The organism is Gordonia sp. LMA167, from assembly GCF_058130025.1.
In genome coordinates this window covers 176,703-193,494 of record NZ_CM176708.1, presented here as the reverse complement: position 1 = coordinate 193,494, position 16,792 = coordinate 176,703, and the positions used below count along the sequence as shown (strand labels likewise).

At 67.0% G+C, this 16,792-nt stretch carries 14 protein-coding genes; 11 read left to right on the top strand and 3 right to left on the bottom strand.

Features of this window, described 5'->3' with window-relative positions; all coding sequences use genetic code 11:
• Window positions 1–32: 32 nt before the first annotated feature.
• Genes ACVT6V_RS00830 through ACVT6V_RS00815 form a run of 4 tightly spaced genes read left to right on the top strand, consistent with a single transcriptional unit; the run spans window position 33 to window position 1,328 of the window.
• Window positions 33–365, top strand: a complete 333-nt coding sequence (locus ACVT6V_RS00830) for a YidH family protein (protein ID WP_489897934.1) — start codon at window positions 33–35, stop codon at window positions 363–365.
• A 15-nt stretch (window positions 366–380) separates the two neighbouring features.
• A complete protein-coding gene (locus ACVT6V_RS00825) occupies window positions 381–623 on the top strand; it encodes a hypothetical protein (RefSeq protein ID WP_489897933.1) in 243 nt (80 codons plus the stop codon).
• Complete coding sequence (locus ACVT6V_RS00820) at window positions 601–924, top strand: hypothetical protein (protein WP_489897932.1); 324 nt, start codon at window positions 601–603, stop codon at window positions 922–924. The genes ACVT6V_RS00825 and ACVT6V_RS00820 overlap by 23 nt, the downstream gene beginning before the upstream one ends.
• Window positions 921–1,328: a TIGR03668 family PPOX class F420-dependent oxidoreductase gene (locus ACVT6V_RS00815; RefSeq protein WP_489897931.1), complete on the top strand. Its 408-nt coding sequence runs from the start codon at window positions 921–923 to the stop codon at window positions 1,326–1,328. The genes ACVT6V_RS00820 and ACVT6V_RS00815 overlap by 4 nt, the downstream gene beginning before the upstream one ends.
• 103 nt (window positions 1,329–1,431) lie before the next feature.
• On the opposite strand, the gene ACVT6V_RS00810 is transcribed toward ACVT6V_RS00815, so the two are convergent.
• Window positions 1,432–3,327 carry an ABC transporter ATP-binding protein gene (locus tag ACVT6V_RS00810; RefSeq protein WP_489897930.1) on the bottom strand — a complete coding sequence of 632 codons (1,896 nt, stop codon included), beginning with the start codon at window positions 3,325–3,327 and terminating at the stop codon, window positions 1,432–1,434.
• Window positions 3,328–3,546: 219 nt separating this feature from the next.
• Here ACVT6V_RS00810 and fgd point away from each other — a divergent pair, with 219 nt between their 5' ends.
• Complete coding sequence (fgd, locus tag ACVT6V_RS00805; RefSeq protein WP_489897929.1) at window positions 3,547–4,560, top strand: glucose-6-phosphate dehydrogenase (coenzyme-F420); 1,014 nt, start codon at window positions 3,547–3,549, stop codon at window positions 4,558–4,560.
• A gap of 723 nt (window positions 4,561–5,283) precedes the next feature.
• Here fgd and ACVT6V_RS00800 read toward each other — a convergent pair.
• Window positions 5,284–6,201 (bottom strand): LysR family transcriptional regulator, encoded by a 918-nt coding sequence (locus ACVT6V_RS00800; RefSeq protein WP_489897928.1) that lies wholly within the window; start codon window positions 6,199–6,201, stop codon window positions 5,284–5,286.
• A gap of 82 nt (window positions 6,202–6,283) precedes the next feature.
• Between ACVT6V_RS00800 and ACVT6V_RS00795 the strand changes: the two genes are divergently transcribed.
• The 6 genes from ACVT6V_RS00795 to ACVT6V_RS00770 all read left to right on the top strand — a co-directional run bounded on the left by ACVT6V_RS00795 (window position 6,284) and on the right by ACVT6V_RS00770 (window position 13,624).
• A complete protein-coding gene (locus ACVT6V_RS00795; RefSeq protein ID WP_489897927.1) occupies window positions 6,284–7,249 on the top strand; it encodes a DMT family transporter in 966 nt (321 codons plus the stop codon).
• 70 nt (window positions 7,250–7,319) lie between these two features.
• Complete coding sequence (locus tag ACVT6V_RS00790) at window positions 7,320–7,925, top strand: hypothetical protein (RefSeq protein WP_489897926.1); 606 nt, start codon at window positions 7,320–7,322, stop codon at window positions 7,923–7,925.
• Window positions 7,926–7,968: 43 nt separating this feature from the next.
• Window positions 7,969–8,517 (top strand): TetR/AcrR family transcriptional regulator, encoded by a 549-nt coding sequence (locus ACVT6V_RS00785; protein ID WP_489897925.1) that lies wholly within the window; start codon window positions 7,969–7,971, stop codon window positions 8,515–8,517.
• A gap of 97 nt (window positions 8,518–8,614) precedes the next feature.
• Window positions 8,615–10,240, top strand: coding sequence for an FAD-binding oxidoreductase (locus tag ACVT6V_RS00780; RefSeq protein WP_489897924.1), 1,626 nt, complete (start codon window positions 8,615–8,617; stop codon window positions 10,238–10,240).
• Between the two features lie 67 nt (window positions 10,241–10,307).
• Window positions 10,308–12,416 (top strand): phosphate acetyltransferase, encoded by a 2,109-nt coding sequence (gene pta, locus ACVT6V_RS00775; protein ID WP_489897923.1) that lies wholly within the window; start codon window positions 10,308–10,310, stop codon window positions 12,414–12,416.
• 5 nt (window positions 12,417–12,421) lie between these two features.
• The gene (locus tag ACVT6V_RS00770) at window positions 12,422–13,624 is read left to right on the top strand and encodes an acetate kinase (protein ID WP_489900665.1); all 1,203 of its coding nucleotides are present in this window, start codon (window positions 12,422–12,424) and stop codon (window positions 13,622–13,624) included.
• 469 nt (window positions 13,625–14,093) lie between these two features.
• Here the strand turns inward: ACVT6V_RS00770 and ACVT6V_RS00765 are convergent, their stop codons facing one another.
• Window positions 14,094–16,763, bottom strand: a complete 2,670-nt coding sequence (locus tag ACVT6V_RS00765; protein ID WP_489897922.1) for a serine/threonine-protein kinase — start codon at window positions 16,761–16,763, stop codon at window positions 14,094–14,096.
• Window positions 16,764–16,792 lie beyond the last annotated feature (29 nt).

The following is a 16,792-nucleotide window of genomic DNA, read 5'->3' as shown; positions in this document are numbered from 1 at the left end:
GAGCGGTCGATCCGACCGACTCGCCGCCGGCGGTGCCCGGGGCGATCGACGCGCGCTTCACGCTGGCTGCCGAACGCACGGTGCTGGCCTGGGTTCGGACGGCGCTGGGCTTCATGGCGGCCGGGGTCGCGGTCGTCTACGTCGCCGCCGACATCGCCCATCCCATCCTCGAGACCGCTCTGGGCCTGGTGATGGTCGCCCTCGGGTGCGCCATCGCATTGCTCGGCGCCTGGCGGTGGCGTAAGACCATGCGGGCCCTGCAGGGTGGCGGTGAGATGCCGGGGCCGTCGCACCTCACGTTCCTCATTGTTGGGATAGTGATCATTGCCGTGGCCATCGCCGTGGTGATCGTGGTCCAGACCTGAGATGAGAGCTTTTCGATGATCAACAACGACTTTGCACGCGGAGCGCAGAGCTTCTCCCGCGGGATGACCATCGTCGGGTCGGTGATCCTGATGTTGTGCGTGGCGCTGCTGACCGTCAATTGGTGGCGGGAAGGCCGGTGGGTGTGGGTGGCCATCGGCATCGCGATCGTCGTGGTCAACATCGCGTTGGTGGTCCTGCAGTTCCGCCGCCGCAAGCTGACACCGCCGAAGCGTGATGAGCCGCCGGCGTCTTCCTGAGCCGCTGGGCGCCGACAGAACCCGCAATCGCGCCGACGGAACCCGCAATCGCGCCGACGGAACCCGCAATCGCGCCGACGGAACCCGCAATCGCGCCGACGGAACCCGCAATCGCGCCGACGGAACCCGCAATCGCGCCGACGGAACCCGCAATCGCGCCGAGAGAACCCGCAATCGCGCCGACAGAACCCACACTGGCGCCGACAGAACCCCGAATCGCGCCGACAGAACCCCGAATCGCGCCGACCCGGCAATGAACGACGGGTCATCGGGCTTCCCATCGACCAGAATGCGGGCATGACTTCCGCGTCCGAACGGTTCGCATCCGCGAGGGTCGCACGGCTGGCGACGGTCGACGCAGACGATGCCCCGCACGTCGTGCCGATCGTGTTCGCCTTCGACGATGGAATCGTCTATTCCTGCGTCGACCACAAGCCGAAGCGGACGAGCCGACTCCGGCGACTCGCGAACATCATGGCCAACCCCAGGGTGTCGTTGCTGGTCGACCACTACGCCGACGACTGGTCGGCGCTCTGGTGGGTCCGCGTGGACGGTCACGCCGAGGTCGTCGACGCCGACTCCGACATCGGGACCACCGCGATCGACCGCCTCGCCGCCAAGTACGCGCAATATCGGTCCGATCGACCCGACGGTCCGGTCATCGTGATCCGCGAATTGCGATGGCGGGAGTGGTCGGCGAGCTAGCGGGTCCGGTTCCTTGCCTTGCGAATGACGATCGGCTCGTCACAGCGTTCTGTCGGCGAGATTCGAGGTTCTCTCGGCGAGGGCCTGGGTTCTGTCGACGCGGTCAGGCGGTGAGCTCCTCGCCGTCGCGGGATTCGTCGGCGAACTGGGTGCGGTAGAGCTCGGCGTAGCGACCGTTGCGCGCGAGCAGGGTCGCGTGGTCACCGCGCTCCACGATCCGCCCGTGTTCGAGGACCGCGATCTCGTCCGCGGCGCGGATGGTCGACAGTCGATGCGCGATCACGATCGACGTCCGACCGACCAGCGCCTCGGAGAGCGCTTCCTGCACAGCGGCTTCCGACGTCGAGTCCAGATGGGCGGTCGCCTCGTCGAGGATCACCACCGACGGTTGGGCGAGCAGCAGGCGTGCGATGGTCAGACGTTGCCGCTCACCGCCGGACAACCGGTACCCGCGCTCGCCGACGACGGTGTTCAGACCGTCGGGCAGCGATGCGACCAGGTCGTCGAGACGGGCCCTCCTCAACGCATCCCAGATCTGCTGCTCGGATACCGTCGGGTTCGCGAGCGCCAGATTGGCGCGCACGGTGTCGTGGAACAGGTGACCGTCCTGCGTCACAAGTCCGACGGTGCGATGGACCGACGCACTCCGCAGATCCCGCAGATCCACCCCGTTCAGTTGAACGGACCCGGCGTCGACGTCATAGAGGCGGGTCGCCAGGTTCGCGATCGTCGACTTGCCGGCGCCCGAACTGCCGACCAGCGCCGTCATGGTGCCGGCAGGCACGTCGAGGTCGATGTCGTGCAGCACTGTCGACCCGCCGCGGTTGTCCAGCTGGGCAACCTCCTCCAACGACGCGAGAGAGACCTTGTCGGCGGACGGGTAGGCGAAGGACACGTCGTCGAAGCGGACCGACACAGGTCCTTCCGGCACCGTCACCGCATCGGGCTTGTCGGCGATCAGTGGAGTCAGGTCGAGGACCTCGAAGACCCGCTCGAAGCTGACCAGCGCGCTCATGATCTCCACGCGTGCGTTTGCCAGCGCGGTCAGCGGTGCGTACATCCGGGTGAGCAGCAATGCCAACGACACGACCGCGCCCGCGGAGAGATGTCCGCCGACCGCGAGCCAGCCACCGAGTCCATAGACCAGCGCCAACGCGAGCGCCGACACGAGGGTCAGCGCCGTCATGAAGTAGTTCTGCAGCATCGCGCGCCGAACCCCGATGTCACGCACTTGATCCGCACGCGCGGCGAACTCGGCGGACTCCATGTCGGGCCGCCCGAACAGCTTCACCAGGGTGGCGCCGGGCGCCGAGAAACGTTCGGTCATCTGGGTCGACATCCGCGCGTTGTACTCGGCGGCCTCCCGCGACAACGCTGCCATCCGTTTGCCCATCCGTCGGGCCGGCACCACGAAGATCGGCAGCAACACCAGCGCCAGCAGCGTCACCTGCCAGCTGATCGCGATCATCACGCCGAGCGTCAGGACCAGGGTCACCGCATTCGACACGACGCCGGACAATGTGTCGCTGAACGCTCGCTGCGCCCCGATGACGTCATTGTTGAGCCGGCTGACCAATGCGCCGGTGCGGGTTCGGGTGAAGAACGCGACCGGCATCTTCTGGACGTGATCGAACACGGCGCGTCGCAGATCCAGGATGAGACCTTCGCCGATGTTCGCGGAGAACCAGCGCACCGCGATGCCTGCGCCCGCCTCGACGAGTGCGATCAGCGCGATCAACACCGCCAACCCGGTGATCGCGCCACCGCTCCCACCGCCGGTGATCAGATTGACCACCCGACCTGCGAGGAGGGGAGTCACCACGGTCAGCAGGGCCATCAGCACCGACAGCACGAGGAACACCGCGATCCGCCGACGATGGGGCCTGGCGAATCCGCCGATTCGACGCATCGTGGCACGTCGGTCCCCGCGCAGGGACCGCGCCTGCGGTGCGTTCATCGACTTGTACATGGTGTCCCATGCGACCGATTGCATGCTCATGACAACCACGGTAGAACTTCAAGTTAGCTTTAGGTCTAATCGGCCGTGCATATTTCGCGACCGGCGAAACTTCTCCGGGCCTTGTCGACGCCTTGTGGTCGGTGAGGTGAGACACCCGTCACGACGCGCTCATCGTGGCTGAGTAGGTTGGTGGCAAGAGCGATCGATCGGTGAAACGCCCGCGCAAACGTACGCGGCCGGTAAGAGCGAGGTGGACACGTGGCAGAACTCAGGCTCGGTTTCAAGGCATCAGCGGAGCAGTTCGATCCCCGGGAGCTGGTGGAGATCGCGGTCGCCGCCGAGGAACACGGAATGGATTCCGTCGCGGTCAGCGACCACTTCCAGCCATGGCGGCACAACGGTGGCCATGCGCCGTTCTCGTTGGCGTGGATGGCCGCGGTCGGTGAGCGGACCAAGCGGGTGCAGATCGGGACGTCGGTGATGACCCCGACGTTCCGCTACAACCCGGCGGTGATCGCGCAGGCGTTCGCGTCGATGGGCTGCATGTATCCGGGACGGATCATGCTCGGCGTGGGGACAGGTGAAGCGCTCAACGAGTATGCGACCGGCTTCCAGGGCGAGTGGCCGGAATTCAAGGAGCGGTTCGCCCGCCTGCGTGAGTCGATCAAGCTGATGCGTGAGCTGTGGACCGGCGAGGAAGTGAACTTCGACGGCGAGTACTACAAGACCCAGGGCGCCTACATGTACGACGTCCCCGACAAGCCGATCCCGGTGTACGTCGCAGCCGGTGGGCCGGTGGTGGCGCGCTACGCCGGCCGGGCCGGTGACGGTTTCATCTGCACGTCGGGCAAGGGTGCCGAGCTGTATCAGGACAAGCTGATCCCGGCGGTCAAGGAAGGTGCGGAGAAAGCCGAACGCGACTTCGAGACCATCGACCGGATGATCGAGATCAAGATCTCCTACGATCCGGATCCGGAATTGGCATTGGAGAACACCCGGTTCTGGGCGCCGCTGTCGCTGACCGCCGAGCAGAAGCACAGTGTCAACTCGTCGACGGAGATGGAACGGCTCGCCGACGAACTGCCGATCGAACAGGTCGCCAAGCGCTGGATCGTGGCCTCCGATCCCGACGAGGCCGTCGAGAAGGTGAAGTTCTACACCGACTGCGGACTGAACCATCTCGTGTTCCACGCCCCCGGCCACGACCAGCGCCGGTTCCTGGAGAACTTCGAGAAGGATCTCGCGCCCCGCTTGCGCAAACTGTCGATCTGAGGTCGGGGACGACTCTCGTTCCTGCGGAGCGCCGGGCATCTGCCTCCCGATACCTGGGGAGCCTCCGAGTTTGCGGGCGTCTGCCTCCCGGTCCGTGAGGAGCCTCCGAGCTTGCGGGCGTCTCCCTACCGGTCCCTGAGGAGCGTCCGAGTTTGCGAGGATGCTTCACGAAGGGCCCTTCGTGACGGTCCTCCGCTAGCGCTCCGGTCCTCCTCAGGGAGCGGGGTGGTCGCGGGTCCTTCTCGGCTTACGGGTGGGGGTCAGGGCGTCTGACTCCCGGTTTCTGAGGAACCTCCGTGTTTGCGGGCGTCTCCCTCCCGGTCCGTGAGGAGCGTCCGAGTTTGCGGGCGTCTCCCTACCGGTCCCTGAGGAGCCTCCGAGCTTGCGAGGATGCGTCACGAAGGGCCCTTCGTGACGGTCCTCCGCTGGCGCTCCGGTCCTCCTCAGGGAGCGGGGTGGACGGTTCCTTTCTGCCGCTCCGGACCTCCTCAGGGATCGGGTGGACGGTTCCTTTCTGCCGCTCCGGTCTTCCTCAGGGATCGGGTGGACGGTTCCTTTCTGCCGCTCCGGTCTTCCTCAGGGATCGGGTGGACGGTTCCTTTCTGCCGCTCCGGACCTCCTCAGGGACTGGGGTGGACGGTTCCTTTGCTGCCGCTCAGGGATCGGGCTGGACGCACCTCCGCTGCCGCTCCGGACCTCCTCAGGGAGCGGATGGATACGCTCCTATGCCGGGCGGGTCTCGGTGGCGACCGCATGGGTCCGTGCCACCGACGCCCGCAGCAACTCCACGATGCGGTCGACTGCCCGGTTGTCGGCGACGCGCTGATGGCGACGCACCCAGATGGATCGCGTCGGGGTCGGATCCTCGACCCGAACGGCGACCACGCCGTCGGGCATGGCAGCGAGCGCGAGTTCGGGGACCACGGTGAGTCCGACGCCGGCCGCCACGAATCGGATCGCCGTCGGGTAGTCCTGCGTCTGCACTGCGAAGTCGGGCGTGAAGCCGACGGCGGTGCATGCGTCGAGCAGGGTCTGCCGGCACGGGCCGCGCGCGATGTCGTTGTCCACCCAGGATCGGCCACCCAGGTCCGCCAGGGCCACGGTCTCCAGACGGGCCAGCGGCGATTCCGCGTGCACCACGGCGTAATAGGGCTCGGTGACCAGCGACTCGCAGTCGTAGCCGGCCAGGTCCGTGGTCGCCGCACCCTGCACGTAGACCTCGACGTCGGGTCCGGTCCGGCCCTCCTCGGTCAGCTCGATCAGACGCAGATCGAGCCGGATGTCGGGGAATTCACGCGTGATCGAGGCGACTATCGGCGGGATCCAGGTGGTGCCGGCCGAGGCGAAATAGCTCATCGACAAACGACCCGCCCGCCCTTCACGCAGGTCGTGCACCACCCCGTCGAGGTGTGCGAGACGGTCGAACACGCCCGCCGACTCCTCGGCGAGGATGCGGCCGGACTCGGTCGGCAGCACGCCACGGCCGTCCCGCTCCACCAGCGACAATCCGGTCTCGCGTTGCAGGGCGGCGATGTGCTGGCTGACCGCCGACGACGTGTAGCCGAGTGAGGTGGCCGCGCCCCCGATGGACCCCTCGGCGACGACGGCGCGGAAGACACGGAGACGATGCGGATCGATCATAATCTCACACTACAGTCACACTTAACTGTCGCCAACAAATAGTCACTTGTGCTAATCACTTGTCGCCACGCATGCTGGTCATATGCTCACGCGTGGCACCGACCCGATGTACCGCCCGGCCATTGCCGCGACGATCACTGTCGCGCTCTGGGCCTCGGCATTCGTGGTGATCCGTGACCTCGGGCCGGTATTCTCGCCCGGTGCACTGGCGTTCCTGCGCCTGCTCTTCGGGGTCATCGCGTTGACGGTCGTGCTCGCCGTGACGCGACGACGGACACCCCGCCCCGCCACCTCGGGCCCACGGTGGCCGCGAGGACGAGCGTTGGGTCTTGTCATCGCCTACGGCGTCGCCTGGTTCGGTGCCTACAGCGTGGTGCTCAACTGGGCCGAGCAACATCTCGATGCCGGCACCGCGGCATTGCTCGTGAATCTCGCGCCGATCATCGTCGCCGTGTTCGCCGGCTTCTTCCTCGGGGAGGGCTTCTCGCGGGTGTTGGTGGTCGGCATCGCCATCTCGTTCAGCGGCGTCGTTCTGATCACCGTCGCAGGCGGCGACGCGCACGCCGACTGGCTCGGTCTGGGCCTCGGCGTGCTCAGTGCGGTCCTCTACGCCGGTGGCGTACTGCTGCAGAAGGTCTCGCTGCGTGAGGTCGATGCGGTCACCGCCACGTGGCTCGGAGCTGTGGCCGGACTGGTGGCCACGCTGCCGTTCGCACCGACAGCCATCGCGGAGTTGACCGCAGCCGATCCGGGCCAGATCGCCTGGCTGATCTACCTCGGCGTCGGTCCCACCGCGATTGCCTTCACCACCTGGGGCTACGCCTTGGCGCGCACCGATGCCGGCGCGCTGGCCGCGACGACGCTCGCGGTGCCGGCGATCGTGATCGTGCTGTCGTGGCTGTTCCTCGGCGAACTGCCGTCCGCTCTGCGGATCGTCGGCGGCGTGCTGTGTCTCACCGGCGTCGCGATCGGCCGTGGACTCCTGCGGCGACGGCGGTCGCGTCCCGTCGTCGACGCAGCTCTGTCGGGTTCGGTCGCAACTCGATAACCTGGAGGAAAGCGGCTGCGCCGAGCGGACGAATCGTCCGTTCGGCCAACCGCGGTCGAGGAGTGGTCGGATGCGAAAGTTGACGATGGCGATCGCGGGTGCGGCGATTGTCGCGACCGGGACCGGACTCACCGCGCTGGCCGTCGGGCCGCCATCGACCGAGGCGGCACCCACGTCGCAGGCCTTCTCCTGCGGCAAGTTCGAGGGCGACGGACCCGTGCCTGACTGTGTGTTCCGGGTGTTGGACCGTGTGGTGCGTGTCGAGTTGCGCAACAACGGGACTCGTCCCGACCCGGTGGTGTGCACACTCGGGCCCGTCGGGGCACAGCAGCCGACCGATTCGACGACCATGGGTCCCGGCAAACGTGGTTTCCTGAGCGCGACATCGGCGGTGACCGGTTCGCGGGCGTACGTCGTCGACTGCCAGAGCGCGGTGGCATCGGGCAAAGAGGTCTCCCGGCGGGCGGTGTTCACCGTGACCTTTGCCGCGCCCGATCGGGCGCCCTCTACGTCGAAGCCGTTCGCGGGCTCGGTGCCGACGCATCGGTCCCTCCCGAAGCCGGTGCACCCGAAGTCGGCGCCGACGATCACACCCACCGCGCCGTCCCGGTTCCTGCCGTTCGCGCCGCACGCGCCCGGGACGACGACGACCACCACGACCACGCCGGTCCGCTGACCTCGGCCGGGAGTCGGGCCACTGTCGGATACCGTGATTAGCCATGGATCGTGACCGCATGGTGGATGTCGGCGTGGCCGTGGTGTCCCGTTTCGGTGCGAAGGCGTTGAGTCTGACGTCCGTCGCGCGCCAGGCCGGAGTTGCGCGCGCGACCGCCTACCGGATGTTCGGCGGTAAGGACGCGCTGATCGCCGCCATCGTCGAACGGGAGGTCGTCACGCTCCGCGCGAAACTGCGCGAGTGGGCGGACACGGAATCCGACGCCGCGGGCAAGGTCCGTGCGCAGGTCCTGAACGTGTTGCCGTACATCCGTGAACACGAAGCGTTGCAATACGTCCTGCGCAACGAGCCGGAGGAGATCGTCCGTGCGTTGATCGCCACGAAGGATGCGCCCGAGCAGACGTTGATCCACCAGATCGTCGCCCAGGCATTGCCCGATCTGCAGCCCGAGATCGCCGCTGAACTGCGCCCGAATCCCCAAGGCGCCGCCGAATTCCTGGTGCGAACCATCTACTCGCTGATGCTGATCCCCGACAGTGCGCTCTCCGACGAGGAGATCGCGGATCTCGTCGTCCGTGCCATCGTGCAGTGAGTCACCACCATCCGGCATCCGATCAGCGGTGCTCACAGCAGCCACCCGCGTGACAGTTAGGCTGAATGTGTAACGCCGCTCCCCGAGGAGGTAGTCGATGGTGCACGAGCCGGCCGCTGGTCCTGCCGATGGTGACGATGAGACGGCACTGCCGGTGGTCGCGATGCACAGACCGCGCTGGGGCGACCCGTCGACGCCGGGCGAGCTACCGGCGGTGGCCGCCGCGCTTGTCGGTGCCGACTCCGCCGCGAATCCGGGCGTGAACCCCGACGACGTGCTGCTCGCCGAGTCCACCGTGCCCGCATCGGTGCGGGCCGCACTCGTCGACGCGCTCGGCATCGGACACGTCAGCGACGCGCACCACGACCGCGTCGACCACACACGCGGCTTCTCCACCCCCGACATCCTGGCGCTACGCGGCGGCGACGGCAGCGATGCACCTGACCTCGTGGTCACTCCCGGTTCCCACGACGACGTGCTGCGCGTTCTGCAGATCTGCTCCGAACACCACGTCGCAGTGGTGCCGTTCACCGGCGGCACGTCCGTGGTCGGCGGTCTGGCACCCGACCGTGCCGGCTTCGCCGGCGTCGTCACGGTCGACCTACGCCGCCTCGATCGTCTGGTCGAGATCGACGAGGTGTCGCGCACGGCCACCCTGCAGGCCGGACTGCGTGGGGTTCGCGCCGAAGAACTGTTGCGGGCGAAAGGGTTCACGCTCGGGCACTTTCCCCAGTCATACGAGGGCGCGGGAATCGGCGGATACGCCGCCACCCGCTCGGCCGGACAGTCGTCGGCCGGATACGGCCGTTTCGATGAGATCGTCGAGCGACTGGTGCTCGCGACACCGCGCGGCACGCTCCACGTCGGCACCGCACCGAGGTCGGCGGCCGGACCGGACCTGCGACAGCTGGTCCTCGGCTCCGAGGGTGTGCTCGGCATCATCACCGAGGTCACCGTCCGCATTCACCCCGCGCCGACACACCGTGTGTTCGAGGGCTGGCGGTTCGACGACTTCGCCGCCGGGGCCGCGGCGCTGCGCAGGCTCGCGCAAGACGGCCCGATGCCCACGGTGCTGCGGCTATCCGACGAGGGTGAGACGGCCGTCAACCTCGCCGACCCCGGCGAACTGGGCGTCGCCGCCGGGGGCTGCCTGGCCGTCGTCGGCTACGAGGGCGTGCCCGACGAGGTCGAGGGTCGCCGCGCCGCGGTGACCGCGATCCTCGAACGGGCCGGGGGAGTGTCGGCCGGGACGGCTCCGGGTGAGGCCTGGCGCGCCGGTCGGTTCCGCACACCGTACCTACGGGATCCCCTACTCGACGCCGGCGTGCTCGTGGAAACCCTCGAGACCGTCACCTACTGGTCTCGGCTCGACGAGCTGAAGGACGCGGTCACCGCTGCGCTCACCGACACCCTGACCGACCAGGGCACCCCGCCATTGGTGATGTGCCACATCAGTCACGTCTACGCGGCGGGTGCGTCCCTTTACTTCACGGTCGTGTGCCCACAGACAAACGATCCCATCGCCCAATGGTCAGCGGCGAAGGCGGCGGCGAACACGGCGATCCGGGCTGCCGGGGCGAGCATCACCCACCACCATGCGGTCGGCCGGGACCATCGCAGCGGCTATCACGACGAGATCGGTCCGCTCGCCCTGGACGCGTTGCGTGCAGTGAAACGCACACTCGATCCCGCTGCGGTGTGCAATCCCGGAATCCTGCTCTGACCATGATTGTTCGACCTCGATGCGCTGTGTCGTGCCCCGGATGACCGTTGGCCGATAGGCTGAACCCATGGGTGCAGACACCGTCACGTCGAGCAGCATCTACCTCGCCTCCGCCGAAGGCGACACCGGAAAGTCCACCGTGGCATTGGGCCTGTTGGCGTTGTTGTCCGCGCGCGGTGGGCGGGTCGGTGTGTTCCGGCCCATCTCCCGCGCATCCGCGGGCGAGCGGGATTACATCCTCGATCTGCTGATGGATCGGGACTCGCTCGACCTGCCGTACGAGGATCGCATCGGCGTCACCTACGACCAGGTGCACGCCGATCCCGAGGGCGCCATCGGCGAGATCGTCGCGCGATTCCACGTGGTCGAGGAGCGCTGCGACACGGTCCTGATCGTCGGTTCGGACTACACCGACGTCGGCAACCCGTCGGAGCTGAGTTACAACGCGCGGATCGCGGCCAACCTGTCCGCCCCGATCCTGTTGGCGATCAAGGCAACCGGGCGCACCGCGACCGACCTGCGCGCCATCGCCGAACTACTGTTGACCGAGATCTCGGCGGTCCACGCCACCACCGCCGCGATCGTCGTCAACCGCTGCATCCCTGGTGAGATGTCCCGGGTCGTCGCGGAGGTCGAGAAGGTCGGCGTGCCCACCTGGTGTCTCCCCGAGGAGCCGGTCCTGTTCGCGCCGACGATGGCAGAGCTCAGGGATGCTCTCGGCGCCGAGATGTACAGCGGTGACAAGGAACTGCTCGACCGGGAGGCCCTCAATGTGATGGCGGGCGGCATGACCGTCGAGCACATCCTGGAACGCCTGACCGAAGGCACGGTGGTGATCACCCCGGCCGATCGCTCCGACGTCCTGCTCGCCTTGGTCAACGCCAATACGGCGCAAGGTTTTCCGCGGCTGTCCGGGATCATTCTGAACGGCGGTCTGCGCCCGCATCCGATGATCCAGGCGCTCGTCACCGGATTGAAGCCGTCGCTTCCGATCATCTCCTGCGAGCAGGGCACGTACGAGACGGCACGCACGGCGGCCCACACTCGCGGGCGAGTCGGCCGGGACTCGTCGCGCAAGATCGACGCCGCGCTGGCGTTGATGGAGCGCCACATCGATTCCGAAGCCGTCGTCAAGGTTCTCGACGTCCGCACGCCGGAGGTCGTCACCCCCCAGATGTTCGAGTACGGACTCATCGCGCGGGCGCGGTCGGAGTCCAAGCACATCGTGTTGCCGGAGGGCGGCGAGGATCGCATCCTCCGCGCCGCCGCACGGCTACTGCTGCGCGGGGTGGCGCAGCTGACCCTGCTGGGCGACGAGGACCAAGTGCGCACGCGTGCACAGGAACTCGGCCTCGACATCGGCGGTGTCGACGTGATCGACCCGGCGACGTCGGAGCTGCTGGACGACTTCGCCGCGCAGTACGCAGAACTTCGCAAGCACAAGGGGATGGATACCGAACGTGCCGCCGAGGTGATGCGCGATGTCTCCTACTTCGGCACGATGATGGTGCACACCGGGATCGCCGACGGAATGGTGTCGGGGGCGGTGCACACCACCGCGCACACGATCCGTCCGGCCTTCGAGATCATCAAGACGAAGCCCGGGGTCTCCACCGTGTCGAGCGTCTTCTTCATGTGTCTGGCCGACAAGGTGCTCGCCTACGGCGACTGCGCGGTGGTGCCGGACCCGACCGACGAGCAGCTGGCGGACATCGCGATCTCGTCCGCGCAGACCGCTGCGCAGTTCGGCATCGAACCACGGGTGGCGATGCTGTCGTACTCGACGGGACAGTCGGGATCAGGCGCCGACGTCGACAAGGTCCGGGTCGCCACCGACCTGGTCCGTGAGCGTGCGCCCGAGATCCTTGTCGAGGGGCCGATCCAATACGACGCGGCGGTCGAACCGAGTGTCGCGGCCACCAAGATGCCGCAGTCGTCGGTGGCGGGGCAGGCCACGGTGCTCATCTTCCCCGACCTCAACACCGGCAACAACACGTACAAGGCGGTGCAGCGCAGTGCGAACGCGATCGCCATCGGCCCGGTGCTGCAGGGTCTCAACAAGCCGATCAACGACCTGTCGAGGGGCGCGCTGGTCTCCGACATCGTGAACACGGTGGCGATCACGGCCATCCAGGCGCAGGACACACCGGCCACGACTGCGGAGGTGACCGCGTGAGCACGGTGTCCGCGGGCGGGGCGGTACTCGTGTTGAACGCCGGCTCGTCGTCGCTCAAATATCAACTCCTGCATCCCGGTACACAGCAGGTGCTGGCCGACGGGATCGCTGAGCGGATCGGTGACGATGAGTCGTCGATCACCCACGAACAGGACGGGGAGAGCGCGAGCGAGTCGCTGCCGATTCCCGACCACCGTGCGGCCATCGAACGTGCGATGCAGTTCTTCGCCGACCACGGAACCGATCTGAAGACCGTCGGCCTCTGCGCCGTTGGGCATCGTGTCGTGCACGGGGGACGGAGCTTCTACGAGCCGACCCTGATCACCGAGGACGTGATCGCCGAGATATCGCGCATCTCCAGCCTTGCGCCACTTCATAATCCGGCGAACCTGATCGGTATCGAGGCGGCGCGGGCGTTGTTGCCCGACGTGCCGTCCGTGGCGGTGTTCGACACAGCGTTCTTTCATTCACTGCCCGACGCCGCGGCCACCTACGCGATCGATCGCGATGTTGCGGGCGAGCATGCCATCCGGCGGTACGGATTCCACGGTACGAGCCATGAGTACGTGTCCGGCCAGGTCGCGCAGTTCCTCGAGCGCCCGATCGACGAGCTGAATCAGATTGTGCTGCACCTCGGTAACGGAGCGTCGGCGTCGGCGATCGCGGCGGGGCATCCGATCGACACCTCGATGGGGATGACCCCGTTGGAGGGGCTGGTGATGGGTACCCGCAGCGGGGACATCGACCCCGGCCTCGTGCTGCACCTGCATCGCGTCGCCAAGCTTCGAGTGGACGAGATCGACACGCTGCTGAACAAGCAATCAGGTCTGAAGGGTTTGTGCGGGGAGAACGATTTCCGGACCATCACGCTGAAGATGGATTCGGGCGATGAGGGTGCGCGTCGGGCCTACGAGGTCTACATCCACCGCCTCCGCCGTTACATCGGGGCATACATGATCGAACTGGGTCGCGTGGACGCGATCACCTTCACCGCAGGGGTGGGGGAGAACGCGGCGAGCGTGCGCTCCGACGCCCTCGCCGGACTCGAGAACTATGGCATTCTTGTGGACCCGGAACGAAATGCTGTGCGAGCCAAGCATCCCCGACGGATCTCCACCGACGACAGCTCCATCGACGTGCTCGTCGTCCCCACCAACGAGGAGCTCGCGATCGCACGGCAGGCGGCCGAGGTGGTCGCCCCTTCGTGACGCTCGCTCTAGGGGGTCGCTTGCAGGCGTGTGCTTTTGGTGGTTGCGCCGTGACCTTTTCCGATCCCTGAGGAGCCTCCGAGCTTGCGAGGATGCGTCACGAAGGGTGGCCCTTCGTGACGCGTCGCTCGTTCCTCGCGAGGCTCCTCAGGGGGCGGTGGTGTCGGATTGCTCGTTTCTCGCGAGGCTCCTCAGGGACCGGTGGTGACGCTTTGCTCGTTCCTCGCGGCGCGCCTTGGGGGTGGGGTTCGCCTGGGGGCATGTGCTTTTGGGGGTTGCGCCGTGACCTTTTCCGATCCCTGAGGAGCCTCCGAGCTTGCGAGGATGCGTCACGAAGGGTGGCCCTTCGTGACGCATCGCTCGTTCCTCGCGAGGCTCCTCAGGGACCGGTGGTGACGCGTCGCTCGTTCCTCGCGAGGCTCCTCAGGGGGCGGTGGTGGCCGAGCGAGGAGCGGTGGTGGCGGATCGCTCAGAAAAGCGTGTCGGGCCGGACGTAGTTCGCGAGGTCGACGAGCATGAAGCGGTGTTCACGATTGGACCGGGTCTGGCGTGCCAGCAAACGCAGTGACCGTTCGGTGCCGGCCCGCAATCCCTGCTCGGTGAACGGGTAGCCGAGCAAAGTCGCCGGTTGGCGATTCGGATCGGACTCGGGATTGTCGTGCACCCAGCCCAATGCTGTGCCGAGCACGATGAGTCGTAGTCGTTCCTTGCGGGGTTCGCCGTCCGGCATCGCGGCGACCCGGCGTGCCGCCTCCACGACCTGCTCCCGGGTCACCTCGGCCGTGGGGCGGCCGTGGACCAGGGCGAGCACGGCCGTCGCCCGCGCGGTGTTGAAGTGCCTGCTCGTCGGCGGAACCTCGTCCAAGGGGGCGATCGCGGCGTCGACATCACCGGTCGCCACCGATAGCCGCGCCAACCCGAAGGCGGCGGTCACGATGCCGTGATCGGTCAGCCACAGATCGTGATAGTGGTGTGCCGCAACATCGAACAGGGCGGCGATCTTCTTCGCGTGGCTCTCCGAGTGGGCAGCCTCGTCCGACATCCACCGTCCGATGAGCTCGGCGGTACCCGCGACGGCAAGTTTGGGAGCGACCTCACCGGGCATCGCCTGCAACACATCGCTGAAGCGTTCATAGGCCAGTTCCGGCTCGTCGTTCATCAGTGCGCAGATGGCCAGGTACCACTGCACCCGCCAGGAGTCACCGTGATGTGCCGAGACATCGCGCAGCAGTGCGAGGGCGGTGTCCACGTCGTCGAGTTCGAGATGCGCTCGCACCTCGGCGAGGTCGATCTCCAGCGACGGATGGTGATTCTTGCTGCGCCGGCCGAGCAGTGCCGAGAAGCCGTCGGCGCGGGCCGCGTGGATCGAGTCCAGGGTTTGCCGCGGGTCGGAAAGGGCTGCGGAGGTGAGCATCCCGGCCGCCGGGTCCATCGGGTTGACGAGTGGGAGTGGCAGCGCCCGGGCGATGTCGACCGGATCGTAGAATGCGGCTTGTTCCGGGTCGAAGAACCCGTCGACGGGCGCAAGTAGCAGGTCGGTGCCGAACGTCGAACGTTGCGGGGTGAACACGGTCGACATCGACGGCCGGGGGACGCCGGTGTGCACGGCGACGATCTCGCGCAGCACATTGAGGACCTGCGTGGTCATCTCGTCGGTCGTGGCGAACCGGTCTGCGGGATCAGGTGCCGTGGCACGTTGCAGCAGAAGGTAATACGACGGATTGTCGCGGAACACCGGGCATTTGTCCGGGTCGGGCAGACCATCGAGGTAGCGCCCGTCCTTCTTCGGCATGTCGATGGTCAGCGCTGCCAGGGTGCGGCCGATGCTGTAGATGTCGGTCACCACTTGCGGACCGGTCTTCACGATCTCGGGGGCCTGGAAACCCGGTGTGCCATACAGGTGGCCGTAGCCGTTGATCGACGACACGGCGCCCAGGTCGATCAGCTTCACCTCGTCGCTGCCGACCATGATGTTCTCCGGCTTGACGTCGTTGTAGACCAACCCGACCGAGTGTAGGTAACCCACGGCGGGCAGGACTTCCAGCATGTAAGACATCGCGTGTTCGACAGGGAGCAAACCGGTGCCGCCCTCGTCCTCGGACGTGATCTGCTTGAGTGTTTGGCCGCCGATGTACTCCATGACGATGTAGCCGAACCGGTCGTCGTACTCGTTGACGTGCTCGACGAAGTTGTAGATCTTGACGATGCCGGGGTGGTTCACCGATGCCAGGAACTGCCGTTCGGCGACGGCCACCGCCTGCGCTTCGGAATCAGACGAATTGAGCAGGCCCTTGAGCACCACCGGACGGTCCGAGACGTTGCGGTCGATGGCGAGGTAGATCCAGCCCAGACCGCCATGGGCGATCGCACCGACGATCTCGTACTGATCGGCCACCAGTGTGCCGCTTTCCAGGCCGGGTACGAACGAGTAGCGGGCGCCGCAGTGCGGGCAATCGCCGGTCAGATCGCCTTTCCCCGGGCCGGCGGACCGGCCCACCGGTTTTCCGCATCGCCAGCAGTTACGTTTGCGCTCGGCGATGATCGGGTGGGTCAACACCGCGTCCGCGGGTTCGATGTCGGTGATCTTCGGCAGCTCGACCAACCCGCTGCCCAGACGCCGGTCGTGCACCATCGAACGATTGCGGGGCACCAGGCGCCGCCCGCTCCCCAGCGAGTTGATCACGTCGGTCGGGACCGTCGGCCCGGATCGGCCGGACACGTGGTCGGTCGGGGCGTCGTCGTCGGAGTCCTCATCCTTGACGTCGAGGTCCTCGAGGCGTGCCTTCTGGGTACCCACGTCGAGTTCCTCGAGAAGTGCCTTCTGCGTCCCGACGTCGAGGTCGTCGAGGCTTGCCTTCTGGGTGCCGATGTCGAGGTCGTCGTCGGTGGCGGCCTGCGTCCCGACGTCGGGCTCGTCGCGGGTCGACGCAGGTGTGGACTCGTCGGCTTCCGTGGAGAGCACCTCGCCCACCTCGGTCATGCCTGTTTCCGCGGGGGTCGTCGCGAGGTCGTCGGTTCGGGTGCCGTTCACATCGTCACCGCATAGTTCGTCACGACTGACCGCTTGCGTGCCCACATCGACGGCTCCCGCATCCTGCGCGGAAGTCGTCGTGTCGCTGCGGCGTTCGTGCTCGGTCATCTCACCCGGTCGATCCCTCTGTCACTCGT

Coding starts and splice junctions, on each gene's coding strand:
- ACVT6V_RS00825 (WP_489897933.1), top strand. CDS start 381: ATGATCAACAACGACTTTGCACGCGGAGCGCAGAGCTTCTCCCGCGGG.
- ACVT6V_RS00820 (WP_489897932.1), top strand. CDS start 601: ATGAGCCGCCGGCGTCTTCCTGAGCCGCTGGGCGCCGACAGAACCCGC.
- ACVT6V_RS00815 (WP_489897931.1), top strand. CDS start 921: ATGACTTCCGCGTCCGAACGGTTCGCATCCGCGAGGGTCGCACGGCTG.
- ACVT6V_RS00810 (WP_489897930.1), bottom strand. CDS start 3,327: ATGAGCATGCAATCGGTCGCATGGGACACCATGTACAAGTCGATGAAC.
- ACVT6V_RS00800 (WP_489897928.1), bottom strand. CDS start 6,201: ATGATCGATCCGCATCGTCTCCGTGTCTTCCGCGCCGTCGTCGCCGAG.
- ACVT6V_RS00795 (WP_489897927.1), top strand. CDS start 6,284: ATGCTCACGCGTGGCACCGACCCGATGTACCGCCCGGCCATTGCCGCG.
- ACVT6V_RS00790 (WP_489897926.1), top strand. CDS start 7,320: ATGCGAAAGTTGACGATGGCGATCGCGGGTGCGGCGATTGTCGCGACC.
- ACVT6V_RS00785 (WP_489897925.1), top strand. CDS start 7,969: ATGGATCGTGACCGCATGGTGGATGTCGGCGTGGCCGTGGTGTCCCGT.
- ACVT6V_RS00780 (WP_489897924.1), top strand. CDS start 8,615: ATGGTGCACGAGCCGGCCGCTGGTCCTGCCGATGGTGACGATGAGACG.
- pta (WP_489897923.1), top strand. CDS start 10,308: ATGGGTGCAGACACCGTCACGTCGAGCAGCATCTACCTCGCCTCCGCC.
- ACVT6V_RS00765 (WP_489897922.1), bottom strand. CDS start 16,763: ATGACCGAGCACGAACGCCGCAGCGACACGACGACTTCCGCGCAGGAT.